13 protein-coding genes and 3 pseudogenes are annotated in these 15487 nt (G+C 71.5%); 11 read left to right on the plus strand and 5 right to left on the minus strand.

Annotation, left to right across the window (positions count from 1 at the left end; all coding sequences use genetic code 11):
* Positions 1-63: 63 nt before the first annotated feature.
* Positions 64-510, minus strand: coding sequence for an RrF2 family transcriptional regulator (locus tag ACWGKJ_RS03595; protein ID WP_385030218.1), 447 nt, complete (start codon positions 508-510; stop codon positions 64-66).
* Between the two features lie 187 nt (positions 511-697).
* On the opposite strand from ACWGKJ_RS03595, the gene ACWGKJ_RS03600 reads away from it, so the two are divergent.
* The 8 genes from ACWGKJ_RS03600 to ACWGKJ_RS03635 all read left to right on the plus strand — a co-directional run bounded on the left by ACWGKJ_RS03600 (position 698) and on the right by ACWGKJ_RS03635 (position 8329).
* Positions 698-2104: a family 2B encapsulin nanocompartment shell protein gene (locus ACWGKJ_RS03600; protein ID WP_385030221.1), complete on the plus strand. Its 1407-nt coding sequence runs from the start codon at positions 698-700 to the stop codon at positions 2102-2104.
* A 112-nt stretch (positions 2105-2216) separates the two neighbouring features.
* Positions 2217-3257, plus strand: a complete 1041-nt coding sequence (locus tag ACWGKJ_RS03605; protein WP_385030224.1) for a family 2 encapsulin nanocompartment cargo protein polyprenyl transferase — start codon at positions 2217-2219, stop codon at positions 3255-3257.
* A 221-nt stretch (positions 3258-3478) separates the two neighbouring features.
* Positions 3479-4072 carry a GNAT family N-acetyltransferase gene (locus tag ACWGKJ_RS03610; protein ID WP_385030227.1) on the plus strand — a complete coding sequence of 198 codons (594 nt, stop codon included), beginning with the start codon at positions 3479-3481 and terminating at the stop codon, positions 4070-4072.
* Positions 4073-4289: 217 nt separating this feature from the next.
* Entirely contained in the window at positions 4290-4715 is a 426-nt protein-coding gene (locus ACWGKJ_RS03615) for a DUF6304 family protein (RefSeq protein WP_385030230.1), read from the plus strand.
* A 262-nt stretch (positions 4716-4977) separates the two neighbouring features.
* Positions 4978-5940: a DUF1648 domain-containing protein gene (locus tag ACWGKJ_RS03620; protein WP_385030233.1), complete on the plus strand. Its 963-nt coding sequence runs from the start codon at positions 4978-4980 to the stop codon at positions 5938-5940.
* Complete coding sequence (locus tag ACWGKJ_RS03625; protein WP_385030236.1) at positions 5940-6290, plus strand: GntR family transcriptional regulator; 351 nt, start codon at positions 5940-5942, stop codon at positions 6288-6290. Before ACWGKJ_RS03620 ends, ACWGKJ_RS03625 begins: the two co-directional genes overlap by 1 nt.
* 126 nt (positions 6291-6416) lie before the next feature.
* Positions 6417-7163, plus strand: coding sequence for a TetR/AcrR family transcriptional regulator C-terminal domain-containing protein (locus ACWGKJ_RS03630; RefSeq protein ID WP_385030239.1), 747 nt, complete (start codon positions 6417-6419; stop codon positions 7161-7163).
* Positions 7160-8329 (plus strand): FAD-dependent oxidoreductase, encoded by a 1170-nt coding sequence (locus tag ACWGKJ_RS03635; protein ID WP_385030242.1) that lies wholly within the window; start codon positions 7160-7162, stop codon positions 8327-8329. The genes ACWGKJ_RS03630 and ACWGKJ_RS03635 overlap by 4 nt, the downstream gene beginning before the upstream one ends.
* A gap of 114 nt (positions 8330-8443) precedes the next feature.
* On the opposite strand, the gene ACWGKJ_RS03640 is transcribed toward ACWGKJ_RS03635, so the two are convergent.
* Complete coding sequence (locus tag ACWGKJ_RS03640) at positions 8444-8785, minus strand: DUF2809 domain-containing protein (protein ID WP_385030245.1); 342 nt, start codon at positions 8783-8785, stop codon at positions 8444-8446.
* A 406-nt stretch (positions 8786-9191) separates the two neighbouring features.
* Here ACWGKJ_RS03640 and ACWGKJ_RS03645 point away from each other — a divergent pair.
* Positions 9192-9560, plus strand: a pseudogene (locus ACWGKJ_RS03645) (carboxymuconolactone decarboxylase family protein); the annotation flags it as partial.
* Positions 9561-9899: 339 nt separating this feature from the next.
* Here ACWGKJ_RS03645 and ACWGKJ_RS03650 read toward each other — a convergent pair.
* A pseudogene (locus ACWGKJ_RS03650) lies at positions 9900-10484 on the minus strand (MFS transporter); the annotation flags it as partial.
* Positions 10481-11248, minus strand: a complete 768-nt coding sequence (locus ACWGKJ_RS03655; protein ID WP_385030248.1) for a winged helix-turn-helix domain-containing protein — start codon at positions 11246-11248, stop codon at positions 10481-10483. The pseudogene ACWGKJ_RS03650 and the gene ACWGKJ_RS03655, both read right to left, overlap by 4 nt.
* A gap of 1527 nt (positions 11249-12775) precedes the next feature.
* Between ACWGKJ_RS03655 and ACWGKJ_RS03660 the strand changes: the two are divergent.
* A pseudogene (locus ACWGKJ_RS03660) lies at positions 12776-13267 on the plus strand (tetratricopeptide repeat protein); the annotation flags it as partial.
* Between the two features lie 145 nt (positions 13268-13412).
* Here the strand turns inward: ACWGKJ_RS03660 and ACWGKJ_RS03665 are convergent.
* Positions 13413-13988 (minus strand): CGNR zinc finger domain-containing protein, encoded by a 576-nt coding sequence (locus tag ACWGKJ_RS03665; protein WP_385030251.1) that lies wholly within the window; start codon positions 13986-13988, stop codon positions 13413-13415.
* Positions 13989-14092: 104 nt separating this feature from the next.
* Between ACWGKJ_RS03665 and ACWGKJ_RS03670 the strand changes: the two genes are divergently transcribed.
* A complete protein-coding gene (locus ACWGKJ_RS03670) occupies positions 14093-15265 on the plus strand; it encodes an epoxide hydrolase family protein (RefSeq protein WP_385030254.1) in 1173 nt (390 codons plus the stop codon).
* The last annotated feature ends 222 nt before the right edge of the window (positions 15266-15487 follow it).

The raw sequence follows: 15487 nt of genomic DNA on the forward strand, positions 1-15487 counted from the left end.
GGGAGTGGTGGGAGTTGCGTGAGCGAGTGTGCGGGGGAGCGCCGGGGTGCGTGGGGTCCCGGATCAGCCGTCGTCGGGGCGGTTGCCTATGCCGAGCAGCAGCGGTCCGGTCGGTGATGCGACCAGGTCGGTGACGGTGACCGGGTCCAGCGATGCGTAGAACGCCTCCTGTGCCCGGTGCAGGGCGCCGCGCAGCAGACAGGCCGAGCGGAGCGGGCACGGGGTGGCGCCCTCGCACTCCACGACATCGCCGGGGCCTTCGAGTTCGCGGACCAGTCCGCCGATGGAAGCGGAGCGGCCGGCGCCGGTGAGGCTGAGTCCGCCGCCGCGGCCACGGCGCGCCTCGACCAGGCCGAGGTGCTGGAGTCGGGCGACGGTCTTCGCCGTATGGCTGTACGGCACCCGCATGGCCGCGGCGACCTCCTTGGTGGCCGGCGCCTCGCCCTCCTCCGTGACGGCGAGGCGCATGAGGACGCGCAGCGCCACGTCGGTGAATCTGGTGAGCCGCATGGGCGTCACGCTAAATAACTTGCATAAAAGATGCAACTTATGACCGGTCCGGGGCCGATCCGGACCGTGAACGGCAACGTGCCCCGCTCAAAGCCCTATTAGTCACACTCTTTTGTGTAATGGCGCGCCGCCGGTCTCCGCTGAAAGGCTCCTCATGCACGTCAGCCGATGATCGAGAGGACGCCAGATGTCCGTTGGTGAAGAGGTTCGCGACACGCAGGCAACGCCGCAGCAGAGTCTGGGCACGGCAGCTGCGCGGAACCTCGCGACGACCACCAAGTCCGCACCGCAGATGCAGGAGATCACCTCACGGTGGCTGCTGAAGATGCTCCCCTGGGTCCAGGTGCAGGGTGGTACGTACCGGGTGAACCGGCGGCTGAGCTACTCGGTCGGGGACGGCCGCGTGACGTTCGTGCAGACCGGTGACCGGGTGGAGGTCATCCCGGCCGAGCTCGGTGAACTGCCCGCCCTGCGGGCGTACGAGGACGAGGCGGCCCTGGCCGAGCTGGCGCAGCGCTGCACCCAGCGGGAGTTCGCGGCCGGGGAGGTGCTGGCCGCCAGGGGCGACGTGGCGGACCGGGTCTTCCTGCTGGCCCACGGCCGGGTGCAGAAGATCGGCACGGGACCCTACGGGGACGAGACCGTGCTCGGCTCGCTGGCCGACGGGGCGTACTTCGGCGACCAGGCGCTCCTGGAGGAGGGCGCCACCTGGAACTACACGGCCCGCGCCGACACCGCATGTGTCGCACTGGAGCTGACCAGGGCGGATGTGCTGAACCTCGCGGAGCGCGCCGATTCGCTGCGCGCCCATCTCGCGGGTCTGGTCTCGCTCCCCGCGCAGCGCACCAACAGCTATGGCGAAGCGGCGATCGACCTCTCCGCCGGCCATATCGGCGAGGCGCTCGTACCGAACACCTACGTCGATTACGAGGGCTCCCCCCGCGAGTACGAACTGAGCGTCGCGCAGACCGTCCTGAAGGTCCACAGCAGGGTCGCCGACCTCTACAACCAGCCGATGAACCAGACCGAGCACCAGTTGCGGCTGACCGTCGAGGCGCTGCGCGAGCGCCAGGAGCACGAGCTGGTCAACAACCGCGAGTTCGGCCTGCTCCACAACTGTGACTACGGCCAGCGGCTGCAGCCGCACGACGGAGTGCCCAGCCCGGACGACATGGACGAACTGCTGTCGCGGCGGCGCGGATCGAAGCTCTTCCTCGCCCATCCCAAGGCCATCGCCGCGTTCGGACGCGAGTGCAACAGGCGTGGTCTGGTACCGGAGAGCGTCGATGTCGACGGCCACCATGTGCCCGCATGGCGCGGGGTGCCGATCTTCCCGTGCAGCAAGATCCCGGTCAGCGACGCCCGCACCACGTCGATCATCTGCATGAGGACCGGCGAGGCGGACCAGGGCGTCATCGGGCTGCAGCAGAGCGGCATCCCCGACGAGATCGAGCCGAGCCTCTCGGTCCGCTTCATGGGGATCGACGAGAAGGCGATCATCTCCTACCTGGTGACGGCCTACTACTCCGCGGCGGTCCTGGTGCCGGACGCGCTCGGCGTGCTTGAGAACGTCGAAGTCAGCCGCTGGCGGTGAGGCGGGGCCCCGGACGGGCCGGCGCGGGCGGCGGCCGGCCCGCCGCCCGGTGCCGGCGCGCCCGCGGCATCCATGGCGATCACGCCGTACGCCCGCCGTAGAGGAAGTGACCATGACCATGACCAGAACGGACGCCGCGACCGAGGGGCACGAGGCCGCGGCGCTCCTGGAACGCACCCGTGCCGCCGTGGACCCGGAGCTCCGCTCCGCACTGGAGTCCCTGCCGGGACCCATGCGGAACATCGGGATGTACCACTTCGGCTGGGAGCAGCCGGACGGCTCACCGGCCGCGGAACAGGCGGGAAAGGCGATCAGGCCCGCGCTCGTCCTCGCCGCGGTCCAGGCGCTGGACGGGGACATGCAGGGGGCGGTAAGAGCGGCCACCGCCGTGGAGCTGGTGCACAACTTCACGCTGCTGCACGACGACGTCATCGACCGGGACGCCACCCGGAGGCACCGGGCGACGGCCTGGACCGTCTTCGGCATACCGGACGCGATCATCACCGGGGACGCGATGCAGGCGCTGGCCCTGCGGCTGCTCACGGACGACCCCCACCCCGCCGCGAAGGCGGCGGCCGCCCGGCTCACCGCCTGTGTCATCGAGCTCTGCGCGGGACAGCAGGCGGACTGCGCCTTCGAGGCCCGTGCGGAGGTCTCGCTGGCCGAATGCCTGACCATGGCCGAGGCCAAGACCGGGGCACTGCTCGGCTGCGCCTGCTCGATGGGCGCGCTGTACGCGGGCGCCGGGCCCGAAGAGGCGGCGGCGATGGACGCGTTCGGCCGGGAGGCCGGGCTCGCCTTCCAGCTGATCGACGACCTGATCGGCATCTGGGGCGAGCCGTCCCACACCGGCAAGCCGGCCGGTGCGGATCTCGCGGCCCACAAGAAGTCGCTTCCGGTGGTGGCCGCACTGGGCTCGGGCACCGGGGCCGCGGCGGAACTCGCGGAGCTGTACCGCGGCCCTCTCGACGCGGACGGCATCCGGCGGGCCGCCGACGCGGTCGACCGGGCCGGCGGCCGGGACTGGGCGCAGGCCGAGGCGGCCGACCGGATGGCCCGGGCCGTCGGCCATCTCTCCCGTGCGGTCCCCGACCTGGCGGCGGCGGGAGGTCTGCTCTCCCTGGCGGAGTATGTGACGCGGCGCAGCCGCTGAGCCGTAACCGCCCATGGCCGGACCCGCCGACTCCTGGGTCACGCCGGCTCCCGGAGCCCGCCGACTCCTGGGTTACGCCGGCTCCCGGAGCACGCCGACTCCTGGGTCACGCGACTCCCGGGTCACGTCAACTCTAGGATCACGTCAGCGAGTTGTCGGTGGTGCAACCACCCGTCGACCCGTACGAGCGACGTGAACGGCGAGAGAAGAGGGACCGGACCATGGGTGTGGCGATACGACAGGCGGGCGAGGCCGACCGTGAGGTGCTCGTGCGGCTTCTTGACGAGTCCTTCATGCAGGACCCGGTGAGCAGCTGGGTGTTCCCCGATGAGGCGCACCGCCGGAAGGTGCACGGGAAGTTCCTCGGGGTCTTCATCGATGTGGCCCTCGCCGACGGCCGCGTCGATCTCGCCGAGGACCATACGGCGATGGCCCTCTGGCTCGACATCCCGGCCGGTGTGCCGGAGGAGGAGGACGACACACCGGCCCGGATGCGGGAGACCGCCGATCCGGAGAACGAACGGGCCGAGCTGGTGGGCAGGTTGATGGGCGAGATCCATCCGCACGACCGGGCGCACGCCTATCTGCTCATGATCGGTGTGAAGCCGGAGCGGCAGGGTGAGGGGCTGGGTACCGCGCTGATGGCCCCGGTGCTGGAGCGCTGCGACCGGGAAGGGGTTCCGGCCTATCTGGAGGCGAGCAACGAGCGTAGCCGCGCGTTGTACGAGCGGCTGGGGTTCGTGTTCATGGGCACCGCGGTCCAGTTGCCCGACGGCCCGCGGATGTGGCCGATGTGGCGCGAACCGCGCGGCTGAGCGGCCCGCCTGAGCCGTGTGGCTGAGTCGCCCGCCCGGACGGTCACTCGTACGGGTGCCCGTACGTGCGCTCGCCGGGTGGCGCTGGTGGACCCGTGAGAGTTCTGTCGGAGCGTCAGGAAACGGGCGCCCGAGGCGAACCGGACCAGGAACCCGTCATTCCGGACCGCATCACTCTTGGTGACGCCGGGCTGGTGGCGGCGCTACAGTCGCGCTCATGACACCACAGTCATGGGCCGGCTGGTACCGGGACAGCCATGGATCAGATGCCCTAGTGATCAGCGCAGTAGAGCGTCAACTCCGCACCCGGATCAGGGGAGTCGACTATGCCGGAGCTTCGTTCGACTCGTTCACGCCGGTGGGCGACGCACCGGAAGGAGCCGGGCCGTTGGGCGACTGTGTCCTGGAGTGGGACATGCCGCTCCCGGTCGTTGCCGGTGACAGCACGGCCCAACAGGCCACGTTGAGCTGCCTGCTGGCCCTGCGCCGCCCGGCCACCGATCTCGGCGTCACGCTGCACTACGGCGGGACGAGCTATGTATCGGGCAACGACCAGGGCGACTTCGGCGCGGCCGTCGCGCTGATCCAGGAGCAACTCCCGCCGGGAGCCACCCTCCAGGCACCCTTCTCCGTAGCTGTGTAGCTGTGTGGCTGTGTGGCTGTGTGGCCGTCGTAGTTGGTGTAGCCGTACAGCCGGATAGCTGCGCAGCCGCTCGCCGCCCGGCTCCGGCCGGGCAGCCCACGTACTGGATCCCCACTCGGATCACGTAGCCGGATACCCACCCGCGTTACGTGGTCCGGGCTCTCACCCGGACCACGTACCCGGATCCGGGCTTGACGCTCTACCCGCTCATTGTTCTACTTGGATGCAAACAAGAGGGGAAAGAAGAGGAAGAGGGGGAAGCATGGGGAGTGCCACGGAGGGTTCGGCGAGGGGAGCTCCGGCGAGCGCCCGTATGCGGCGGGTGGCAGTCGCCGGGCTGCCCTTCCTGCTTGCCTACGCCGTCGACCTGGCGGCCTTCATTCACCTCCGGGCCCGGCTGCCGCACCGCCTGGCCAGCCACTTCGGCAACGACGGTCGCCCGGACGACACCGCGGGCCACTTGGAGTACGTCCTGGCCACCACCGCCCTCCTGGTCGGCCTGGGCCTGCTCTGGGTACTGATCGCCCGCGGTGCCCGGGGCCTGATCGTCACGGGCTGGGCGCTCGCCGGTTTCGTCGGCGCGGTGATGGCCGTGGTTCTGTACGCCAACCTGCACACCCCGGTCGAGTTCACCTTCGGCCGGGCCGTCGTCGCCGTCGGGGTGGCGGCCGTGGCGGGTGGGATCGGCTGGTGGGCGGCCCGCTTCGCACCGTCCGTGCTGCCACCGTCCGCCGAGGGGTCCGTCGAGCGGATCGATCTCGCGGCCGGTGAGACCGCGGGCTGGGCGCGCCACACGGGTGCCCGCCCGCTGCTGGTGCTCACGGCGGGCGTCGCGGTCACCGGAGCCCTCGTGCCGGCCGTCGCGGGCTGGCGGCACGCGGTGGCCCCCGTCGCGATCGGACTGGTGCTGATGCTCTTCGCCAGGCCGTACGTCACTGTGGACCGCAGGGGACTGACCGTCTCGACGGGCCGGCTGCCCTGGCCGCGTATCCGGGTGCCGCTGGACGAGGTCGAGTGGGCTGCCAGCCGTGAGGTCAACGCGCTGAAGGACTTCGGCGGCTGGGGGTACCGGTTCCGGGCGGGCCGTTCCGGGCTCATCCTCCGCTCGGGGGAGGCCATCGTGGTCCGGCGCAGGAACGGCCGGGAGTTCGCCGTCACCGTCGACGGTTCGGCCGATGCCGCCGCCCTGCTCAACACCCTGGCCGAACGAAAGGCGGGTCGCTGATGCTCTTCCGGATCGACCCGTCGTCGGCGACCCCGCTCGGGGACCAGATCGCTGCCTGCGTCCGGGGCGCCGTCGCGGACGGCCGGGTGGAGACGGGTGAGCGGCTGCCCGCCGCCCGCGTCCTCGCGGAGTCGCTGGGTGTCAACGTCCATACGGTGCTCCGCGGTTACCAGCGGCTGCGCGAGGAGGGCCTGATCGAACTGCGCCGGGGGAGGGGCGCGGTGGTCGTCGACGGGTCCTCCCAGGCGCGGGCCCGACTGCTCGTCCGGGTCGGGGAGTTCGTGACGGAGGCGAAGGGGCTGGGCCTCTCGGACGAAGCGGTGCTGACACTTGTGCGCGAGGCTCTGTGAGGCCCTCTCCGGAGGGGGGAGCGTGACGAACGGCTCCGTGACGAACGACTCCGTAACGAACAGCTCCGTCACGAACGCGTTCGTGACGTACTTGTTCTGAACGAACATGTTCGTTACGGTGGGGTCATGCACCCTCGCTCCACACCCCGCAGCCGCCGTGACCGGCCCGCGAAACCGGCTCTGACGAGGGACGGCATCGTGGCCACCGCCATGGGGATCATGCGGGCCGACGGTCTGGAAAAGGTCACCATGCGTCGCCTGGCGCAGGACCTGGACACCGGTCCGGCCTCGCTGTACGTCTACGTCAGCAACACCGCAGAGCTGCACGCGGCAATCCTCGACGAACTTCTCGGCACCCTGCCCGCACCAGCAGACGGGCCGTGGCGTGAACGGCTGGAAGAGCTGCTCACCGCGTACTCACTGGTCCTGTTCGCCCATCCCGGGCTGGCGCGCTCCGCACTGGTGGCGCGCCCCAGCGGTCCCCACTACCTGAACCTCATCGAGTCGCTGCTGCGCTTCCTGCACGAGGGGGGCGTGCCGGACGGGCAGGCGGCCTGGGGGGTCGACGTACTCATGCAGTACGCCACCGCGACCGCCGCCGAGCACTCGGCCCGCGAACAGGCCGTCGATGCCCAGGACGAGTGGGACGCGCTGAGCCACGCCGTACACACCGCCGATGCGCGCACGCATCCGCGGATCGCGGCCCTGGGTGCCCGGCTGATGTCGGGCGCACCGGCCGAGCGCCTGTCCTGGGGCTTCCGGACACTGATCAACGGCGTGGTCCACACCGCCACTCCCGACCACACCGCCACTCCCGACCACACCGCCACTCCCACCCCCAACACCGCTGCCCCCGAAGGAGAAGCGCCATGAACCCTGTCACCGCCCCCGCTCCCGCCCCGCACCACGCCGTCGCGATCGTCGGCGGCGGCCTGGGCGGCCTGACCCTGGCCCGCGTCCTGCACGTCAACGGGGTGCCGGCCGCCGTCTACGACCTGGAGACCTCCCGTGACGTCCGCGGCCAGGGCGGCATGCTCGACATCCACGAGGACTCCGGCCAGGTGGCCCTGCGCGCCGCCGGACTGCTTGAGGACTTCCGCGCCCTGGTGCTCCCCGGCGGCGAAGCCATGCGCATCCTCGACCGGCACGCCACGGTCCATCTGGAGGAGGAGGACGACCACGGGGGCAACACACGCCCCGAGGTCGACCGCGGCCGGCTGCGCGATCTGCTGCTGGACTCGCTGCCGCCCGGCGCCGTGCGCTGGGGTGCCAAGGCCACCGGCGCCCGCACCCTGGCCGACGGCCGCCACGAGGTGACCCTCGCCGACGGCACCGCCTTCACCGCCGACCTGCTGGTCGGGGCGGACGGCGCCTGGTCCAGGATCCGGCCGCTGCTCTCCGCCGCGCTTCCCGCGTACACCGGCATCAGCCTGGTGGAGGCCGACCTGCCGGACGCGGACGTCCGTCACCCGGAGTCCGCCGCCGTGGTCGGAGGCGGCATGCTCTTCGCCCTCGGCGAGCGCAAGGGCTTCCTGGCCCACCGCGAGTCCGACGGCAGCCTGCACATCTACGCCGCCCTCACCGCCCCCCAGGAGTGGATCTCCACCGTCGACTTCACCGGTACCGAGAGCGCCCGCGCCGCCGTCCTGGAGCAGTTCGAAGGCTGGGACGACAGTCTGCGCGCGCTGGTGGCCGACGCCGAAGGGCCCCTGGTGCCGCGCCTCGTCCACGCCCTGCCGGTGGGCCACCGCTGGGACCGCGTACCGGGGGTGACCCTGCTGGGTGATGCCGCACATCTGATGTCCCCGCTGGCCGGTGAGGGCGCCAACCTGGCCATGATCGACGGGGCCGAGCTGGGGCTTGCGCTGGCCGCGTACCCGGGTGACACCGAGGCCGCCCTGGACGCGTACGAGGCGGCGATGTTCCCGCGCGCCGAGTCCGCGGCCGCCGAGTCCGCCGCCAACCTGCTCATCTGCTTCAGCGACGACGCACCCAAGGGGCTGCTGGAGCTGTTCGCCTCCCACCACCAGGCGGGCTGACACCGGGCCGGCTGACACCGGGCGGGCTGACACCGGGCCGGCTGACACCGGGCCGGCCGACCCGTACCGCTGCGCCACGAAGCGGCGGGTGGCGGGCAGCGGGCCGCCCGGTCGCTACCGGGCCCGGCGGGTGGTCGCGGCCCAGCAGAGTGCCGCCCCGACCGCGTACCAGAAGAGATCCGGCGCGTTGAACGTGGCGCCGAGCACCGGCCGCAGCACCGCCGGGACCCCTGCGATCTGCAGGAACTCCACGGCCCAGCTGAAGGCCAGGGCGATGGCCGCGGCCGGGGCTGCCCGCAGCCGGGGTGCGATGATCAGCACCACCAGGAAGACCAGGACCGTGTAGAGGGCGTCGCCCGCGTACTTGGCGAACACCCCGCCCGCCAGGGCGCGTACGCCCAGCCACGCGGCGACCGTCACCACCGCCGCACCGCACGCCCGCCACCGCCTGTTCACTCCCGCACTCTACGGGCGGCGGAGTCACGGCCCCGGCCCCGCCGAGGTCACTCGGGCGCCCCGGCGCTTACCGTCTCTCCACGACCGGGGAATGTTCAACTACCTTGTACGGTCCGCCCGTACGGCGACCCCGTACGGCACACCCCGGACGACCCACCTGAAACGGCACACCCCGGACGACCCACCCGCTACGGCGCACCCGGTACGGCCACCCCGTACCGGGCATGCCGTACGGCCACCTCGTACGGTCACCTCGCACGGCTTGCCCGCCACCCGGCGGGCAGCCCGGAACGGAGCAGCCATGAGCACCCCGACCGATCCGGCCACCCCGGAGAACGCACCGGAGGCCACCCCGGGACTCCCGTCCCCCGCAGCCGAGACCCGGGAGGACCGGTTGCAGCGGGGGATGGGAATGCTCGACCGGGTCGTCGGCGAGGGCGGCAGGCAGGTCATCGACTCCCTGGCCGACATCTCGCCCGACCTGGGGCATCACATCGTCGCCTGGGCCTTCGGCGACATCTACACCAGGCCCCAGCTGGCCCTGCGCGACCGCCAGTTGGTCACGCTCGGCATGCTCACGGCCCTCGGCGGCTGCGAACCGCAGCTCGACGTCCACATCAACGCCGCACTCAACGTCGGCCTCAGCGCGGAGGAGATAGTCGAGGCGCTGCTGCACTCGGCGGTCTACTGCGGGATGCCCAAGGCGCTCAACGCCACCGCCGTGGCGAAGAAGGTCTTCGCGGAACACGGGCTGCTCACCGCCCCTGAGAAGCCGGGCGGCACGGCCCGGAGCGTTCCTGAGCAGGGTGTTCCCGGGCAGGGCATGCCTGAACGGAGCGTTCCGAAGCGGGATGTTCCGAAGCGGGATGTTCCGGAGCAGGGCGTTCCGGGGCAGGCCGCACCCGAGTAGCGCGGACGGGGCCCGACCCGCGGTGTCTCGGACTGGCAGGTAGCGCAGACCGGCCCGGAAGTCCTGGGAGGCGGTCGTACGGCCGGCCGAGTCCGGCACGTCCGCGCCCCGGCGTACGGCTTCTGGCGCCTCCAGTACGTCCGGCGACTCCAGCATGTCCGGCGGCTCCAGTGCGTCCGGTACATCCGGTATATCCAGTGCATCCGGTACGTCGGCGGACTCGCGCAACCGTATGGCGCTGAGCAGCACCAGCGACCCGCAGAAGAGCACCCCCGACACCCCGAAGGCACCGGCCGCGCCCCCCGCCGCGAGGACCAGGGCACCGGCCATCGGCCCCACGGCGTTGCTGAACCGTACGGACAGCGTGCGCATGCCCTGCACCCGGGCGAGCTGGTCCGGGCCGGTGAGCTGTGGCGGCAGCGCCCCGACAGCGGGCATGAACAGCGCGTCCACGGCGCCGAAGAGGACCGCCAGCGCGTAGAGCAGCCAGAACTGGGTACCCCCGGCCCAGGTGAGCGCGGCGGCGGTGAGGATGACCACGCACCGCACCAGATCGCTGCCGATGACGACGCGGCGCGCACCGAACCGGTCGGCGACCACACCTCCGCCGAGTATCAGCAGAGCGCGGGGCACGGCTCCGGCGGCCAGTACCGCACCGGCCTGCGCGGGGCCCGCCGCCCGGGTGGCCGCCCAGGTCAGGGCGAGGAAGTAGGTCACGTCACCGGTCACGGACGCGGTGTAGGCGCCCAGCCAGCGCAGGACGTTGGCATCCCGGTGGGCGGCGGTCATCGACCGTCGAGCAGCGGGAACGACTGCAACTGGACCGAGACGGGGGCGGGCGCGTCGGTGGGTGTCGCTCGGCTCGCCCCGTCCGTGCGGCTCGCTCCGTCCGGGCCGACCGCGAGGCCGGGGTCCTCCGGGCCGTCCGGGCCGCCCAATCCGTTGGGGGCCCCGTACGGCGGTCGGCGGGCTCCCCGCTCCCGGTAGCGGCCGATCACCTCCGCCAACTCGGCCTTCATCGCGTTCAGTTCGTCCGGCGTGATGTACACCGTGACATCGCTGAAGACCGAGGCGGCGTACCAGTCGTCGGGCAGCAGCGGCACCCTGCCCGCCAGTTCGCGCAGCTGATCGCTGTAGGCGAGCAGCAGTGCCTGGGCGTACGCCCGGCTCTCCGCCCGCTCCGACGGGCTGCCGGCGCCGGGATCGTGGAAGGAGGTCCGGTGCCGCGCCTGCCACCAGCGGTCCCGGCGGGTGCCACGCCCGGAGTCCTCCTCGATCAGCCCGCCCGCAGCGAGGCGGCGCAGATGGTAGCTGGCCGAGCCCGGGTCGAGCGCGAAGTGCGCCGCGAGCTGGCGCGCGGTGGCGGGTCCGTACTGCCGCAGCCGGCTCAGCAGCCGCAGCCGCACCGGATGGGCGAGGACCCGCAGGGCGGCGGCGTCGAGCGTGATGTCGTGCCGGGGGTCGGGTGCGAGGGGGTCCGATGGGACGGGGCTTAGCTCGACGGCGTCCGGTGAGACGGGATTCGGGGTGACGGCGTCCGGTGCTTCGGCCATGGCGACACCGTAGAAGCAGAAGACTCGTTCCGGAAGAGTCCTTCTGCTTCTGCCGCCGGTCAACTCTCCTGCCCGTACCGGGGGTTGCGCCGAAGAGAGGTGCGCTAGAAAGAGAGGATGAACCAGTCGTCCAACGACCTGAGCGGGACCGTATCCGGGACGGTCGTCCAGGCCGGTCACGTCGGGGAGTTGAACCTCACGCCGCCGGTGCCGACCGCGCTGGCCGGGCTGCCTCCGGCCGCTCCGGAGTTCACCGGCAGACAGGCGGCGCTGCGGACCGTGGCCGACGCACTGCGCTCAGGCTCCGACGGGACCCCGGTCGTGGTGCCCACCCTGGTCGGCACGGCGGGCGTCGGCAAGACGGCGCTGGCGCTGCGGGCCGCCCATGACGCACTGGAGGCGGGACGGTTCCCGGGCGGTGTGCTCTTCGCCAACTTCCAGGGCTACGACGACGACCGCAGGCTGCCCACCGACGTCGCGCTCTCCGTCTTCCTCAGCGCCCTCGGCGTCCCCGACGAGCACTTCCCCCCGACGCCCCAGGGCCGCCTCTCGCTCTACCACTCCCAGCTGGCCGGGCTCGCCGCCCGGGGGTGCGCGCTGCTCGTGGTGCTGGACAACGCCTCGTCGACCGGGCAGATCGGCCCCCTGCTGCCGGGCTCCTCCGTGCACCGGGCGCTGGTGACCAGCCGTCACACCCTCGGCGATCTGCCCGGTTCCCGAATCGTCGACCTCGGTGTCCTCGATCCGTCCGAGGCCGTCGCGCTGATAGCCCGTACGCTCCGCATACGCCGCCCCGACGACACCCGCGCCGACGACGAACCGGACGCCGTGAGCGACCTCGCCCGGCTCTGTGGCCATCTTCCGCTGGCGGTAGCCGTCGTGGCGTCGATCCTGGCCGGTGACCCGGACCAGTCGGCCCGCGAACTCACCGCCGCCCTGCGCGACCGCGCCACCCGCCTGGAGGAACTGTCGTACGGCGGCGGCAGTTCGGTCACCGCCGCCTTCGACCTGTCGTACGCGAGACTCGGCCCCGACGAGGCCCGCGCCTTCCGGCTGCTCTCCCTCAACCTGGGCCAGCAGGTGAGCACGGAAGCCGCCGCCGCACTCACCGGGCTCCCCGTCCCACGGGCCCGCAAGCTGCTCAGCGCGCTGCGCGCGGCCCATATGGTCGAGGCGGGCAAGCCGCGCGGCTGGTTCCGCCTGCACGACCTGCTGCGGCTGTACGCGGAGGCGCTGCGCCGCGAACGGGACGACGAGGAGGCCACCGGGGCCGCGATCGACCGGCTGCTCGCCCACTACCGCGACGCCGCCCGGGACGCCACCGAGCGGATTGTGGCGGCCGCGCGCGAGGGGCGGCACGACGAAGAGTCCGAGCAGTGGCTCGACACCGAGCGAACGAACCTCCGCACAGCCCTGCATCTCGCCCAGACGCACGGCCGTTACGCGGCGGGTCTGCCACTGGCCCACGACGTGAGCTGGTTCCTCCGCCGCCAGCAGGACTGGGCGGCCGGTCTGGAGGCGTGCGAGATGGCGGTGGGCTTCGCGTGCTACGGCGCCGACAGCGCCCAGGAGGCGCAAGCCCTTTACAACAAGGGCGACTTCCTCAAGCACATGCAGGACTACGACCTCGCACTGCACACCTTCGCCGAGGCCCTGGAGGCGTACCGGCGGATCGGTGACCGCTCCGGTCAGGCCGCCACCCTGCACAGCATGGGCACCGCAGCCCGCCGCAGCGGCCGTTACCCGGAGGCGGAGACGTACTACCGCGCCGCCCTGCCGCTCTTCCGGGCGGGCGGGGACGAGACGGCCGTGGCCCACACCCTGTACAACCTCGCTACCACCGCCCGGAACCGTGGCAACCACACGCAGGCCGACGACCACTACCACCAGGCGCTCGACATCTACCGCGCACTCGGCCACACCGTAGGCCGGGCGCGCACCCTGCACCATCTCGGCCTGAACTCCCTGGCGATGAACCACCGGGACACGGCCCGCGCCCGCTGGGAGCAGGCCAGAACGGCGTACGAGGAGGCGGGCCTCGCCCCGTACGCGGAGGAAGTCACGGAGTTGCTGGGGAGGTTGGAGGAGCGGGGGAGGTTGGAGGAGCGGGGGGGCGGAATAGAGCCCGGCGGGAGAGCACAGGCCGAGACGATCAGGGCGCTGATCACTCCGCTGATCCAGGATTCTTACGCTGGTTGGCATGGAAGCGTGCCTTCTTCTGGCGATTCCCGCACGTATTCATGTCACACCATTTGCGGCTGCGGCTCTGGCTGGTGTCGAAGAAGGCGGCCTGGCAGGTCGGTGATGCGCACAGGGCCAGCCGTCCGTCCCGTTCGCCCGCGAGGATGCCGATCGCGTCGGCGGCGATCACGCCGAGGGCGTCCTCCATGCAGGAGGCCGAACCGAGCCGCCACTGCCGCTTGCCCTCGGGCGTCAGGAACGCCGCGGCCCGGCCCTGAGCGCTGCGGTCATTGATGACGTGGACGGCGGATGCGGGGAGAGGATCCTGGATCGCGGCCGCCGTCGCGGCGGCGTGGATCGACTCCCGCAGCTCCCGGGCGAGGTCGAGCTGGGCGCTGGTGCAGGAGTCCACGGCGAGGCCGCTCACCGCCAGCCAGTCGACGAGCCGGTGCGGCGCGGGAATGCGCTCCACGGCGTCGCCATGACGCTCCGACAGTGTCCCGGTGAAGCTGGTCGCCAGCACGCTGCCGAGGCGGAAGTCAGGGAATCCAGCAGGCATGGAACCACCTTAGCCGGTTGCGGCGCAGCTCGTGCGCCTGTTAGAACCGTCTTAGCCGGTTCTCGATAGGTCGTCAGCCGGTTCCACGATGCCCAGGAGGTGTCATGTCCCGCCGCACCAGCGATGTACAAGCATGTGAAACCCACGCAACCGACGCCGACCTCGACGATCTGCGCACGCGACTTGCCGCGGCACGACTGCCGGAGGCCGAGACGGTCCATCGCGCCGCACCCGGCCCCCGCCGATGGGGGCAGGGCGTTCCTCTCACCGACCTCACTTCGGTCCTGGACTACTGGCGCACCGGGTACGACTGGCGTTCGTTCGAGGCGCGCCTCAACCGGATCGGCCAGTTCCGCACCACCATCGACGGCCTGGGAATCCACTTCCTGCACCGCCGGTCCGCGCGCGCGGACGCCACCCCGCTGATCCTCACCCACGGCTGGCCGGGCAGCATCGCCGAGTTCACCGACGTGGTGGACGAGCTGGCGGATCCGGAAGACGCGGACGCTCCGGCGTTCCACGTCGTGGTCCCGTCGCTGCCCGGCTTCGGCTACAGCGACAAGCCGGCCACCACCGGCTGGGGAATCGAAAAGATCGCGGCCGCCTGGGTGGAGCTGATGGGGAGGCTCGGCTACGGCAAGTTCCTGGCGCACGGCGGCGATTGGGGAGGGGTGATCACCACGGTCCTCGGCGGCAGATTCCCGGCGCACGTTCTCGGCATCCACACCACGTTCGCGGAGGCACCACCCGGGCTGACAACGGAGGGGCTGACCGCGGTCGAGCGGGAGTGGACCGAGGAAACCCGCGATTTCTGGCACAACCGCGCGGCGTACGCGAAGCAGCAGGCGACCCGGCCGCAGACCATCGGCTACTCGCTCGTCGACTCACCGGTCGGGCTTCTCGCCTGGATCCTCGACAAGTTCGCCGAGTGGTCGGACACCGAGGACAGCCCGTTCGAGACGATTTCCAGAGACCGGGTCCTCGATGACGTCACCCTGTACTGGCTGACGCGCACCGGCGCATCGGCGGCCCGCATCTACTACGAAAGCCACCAATCGCTCGACCCGGAACTCCGGGTTGCCGTCCCGTCAGCAATCACGATGTATCCCCGCGACATCGAGAAGTGCCCACTCCCCTGGGCCCAGGAGCGGTACCGGCAGATCGTCCGGTGGAGGACACCCGAAACCGGGGGACACTTTCCGTCGCTGGAGGTCCCCGGATTTTTCGTCAGCGACCTGCAAGAGGGCCTCGCGGCCGTACTGGCCGCCGGCCGGTGAACGCGGCCGGACGCGAGCGCGGCGGAGACGGCGCGGCGTGGATGTCGTGCCGCGTGGAGACGGCGCCGCCTGGAGGTCGTGCTGAAAGACCGCAGCCGGCCCGCCCTGGCTGCCATGTTAGGCGGCCTGCGGACCGGGTGCGGTCGGGTGGACCGGACCACCAAAGAGATCGCCGGTCGAAACGGCTTGATCGAGGATCATGCCTTCTTGGTCTCCAATCAG

It is taken from the genome of Streptomyces sp. NPDC054757, from assembly GCF_053612185.1.

Excerpts from the sequence above, each read along its gene's own strand:
- ACWGKJ_RS03655 (WP_385030248.1), bottom strand. The coding sequence starts at position 11,248 with ATGGCCGAAGCACCGGACGCCGTCACCCCGAATCCCGTCTCACCGGAC.
- ACWGKJ_RS03595 (WP_385030218.1), bottom strand. The coding sequence starts at position 510 with ATGCGGCTCACCAGATTCACCGACGTGGCGCTGCGCGTCCTCATGCGC.
- ACWGKJ_RS03600 (WP_385030221.1), top strand. The coding sequence starts at position 698 with ATGTCCGTTGGTGAAGAGGTTCGCGACACGCAGGCAACGCCGCAGCAG.
- ACWGKJ_RS03630 (WP_385030239.1), top strand. The coding sequence starts at position 6,417 with ATGCACCCTCGCTCCACACCCCGCAGCCGCCGTGACCGGCCCGCGAAA.
- ACWGKJ_RS03625 (WP_385030236.1), top strand. The coding sequence starts at position 5,940 with ATGCTCTTCCGGATCGACCCGTCGTCGGCGACCCCGCTCGGGGACCAG.
- ACWGKJ_RS03620 (WP_385030233.1), top strand. The coding sequence starts at position 4,978 with ATGGGGAGTGCCACGGAGGGTTCGGCGAGGGGAGCTCCGGCGAGCGCC.
- ACWGKJ_RS03610 (WP_385030227.1), top strand. The coding sequence starts at position 3,479 with ATGGGTGTGGCGATACGACAGGCGGGCGAGGCCGACCGTGAGGTGCTC.
- ACWGKJ_RS03635 (WP_385030242.1), top strand. The coding sequence starts at position 7,160 with ATGAACCCTGTCACCGCCCCCGCTCCCGCCCCGCACCACGCCGTCGCG.
- ACWGKJ_RS03615 (WP_385030230.1), top strand. The coding sequence starts at position 4,290 with ATGACACCACAGTCATGGGCCGGCTGGTACCGGGACAGCCATGGATCA.
- ACWGKJ_RS03670 (WP_385030254.1), top strand. The coding sequence starts at position 14,093 with ATGTCCCGCCGCACCAGCGATGTACAAGCATGTGAAACCCACGCAACC.
- ACWGKJ_RS03605 (WP_385030224.1), top strand. The coding sequence starts at position 2,217 with ATGACCATGACCAGAACGGACGCCGCGACCGAGGGGCACGAGGCCGCG.
- ACWGKJ_RS03665 (WP_385030251.1), bottom strand. The coding sequence starts at position 13,988 with ATGCCTGCTGGATTCCCTGACTTCCGCCTCGGCAGCGTGCTGGCGACC.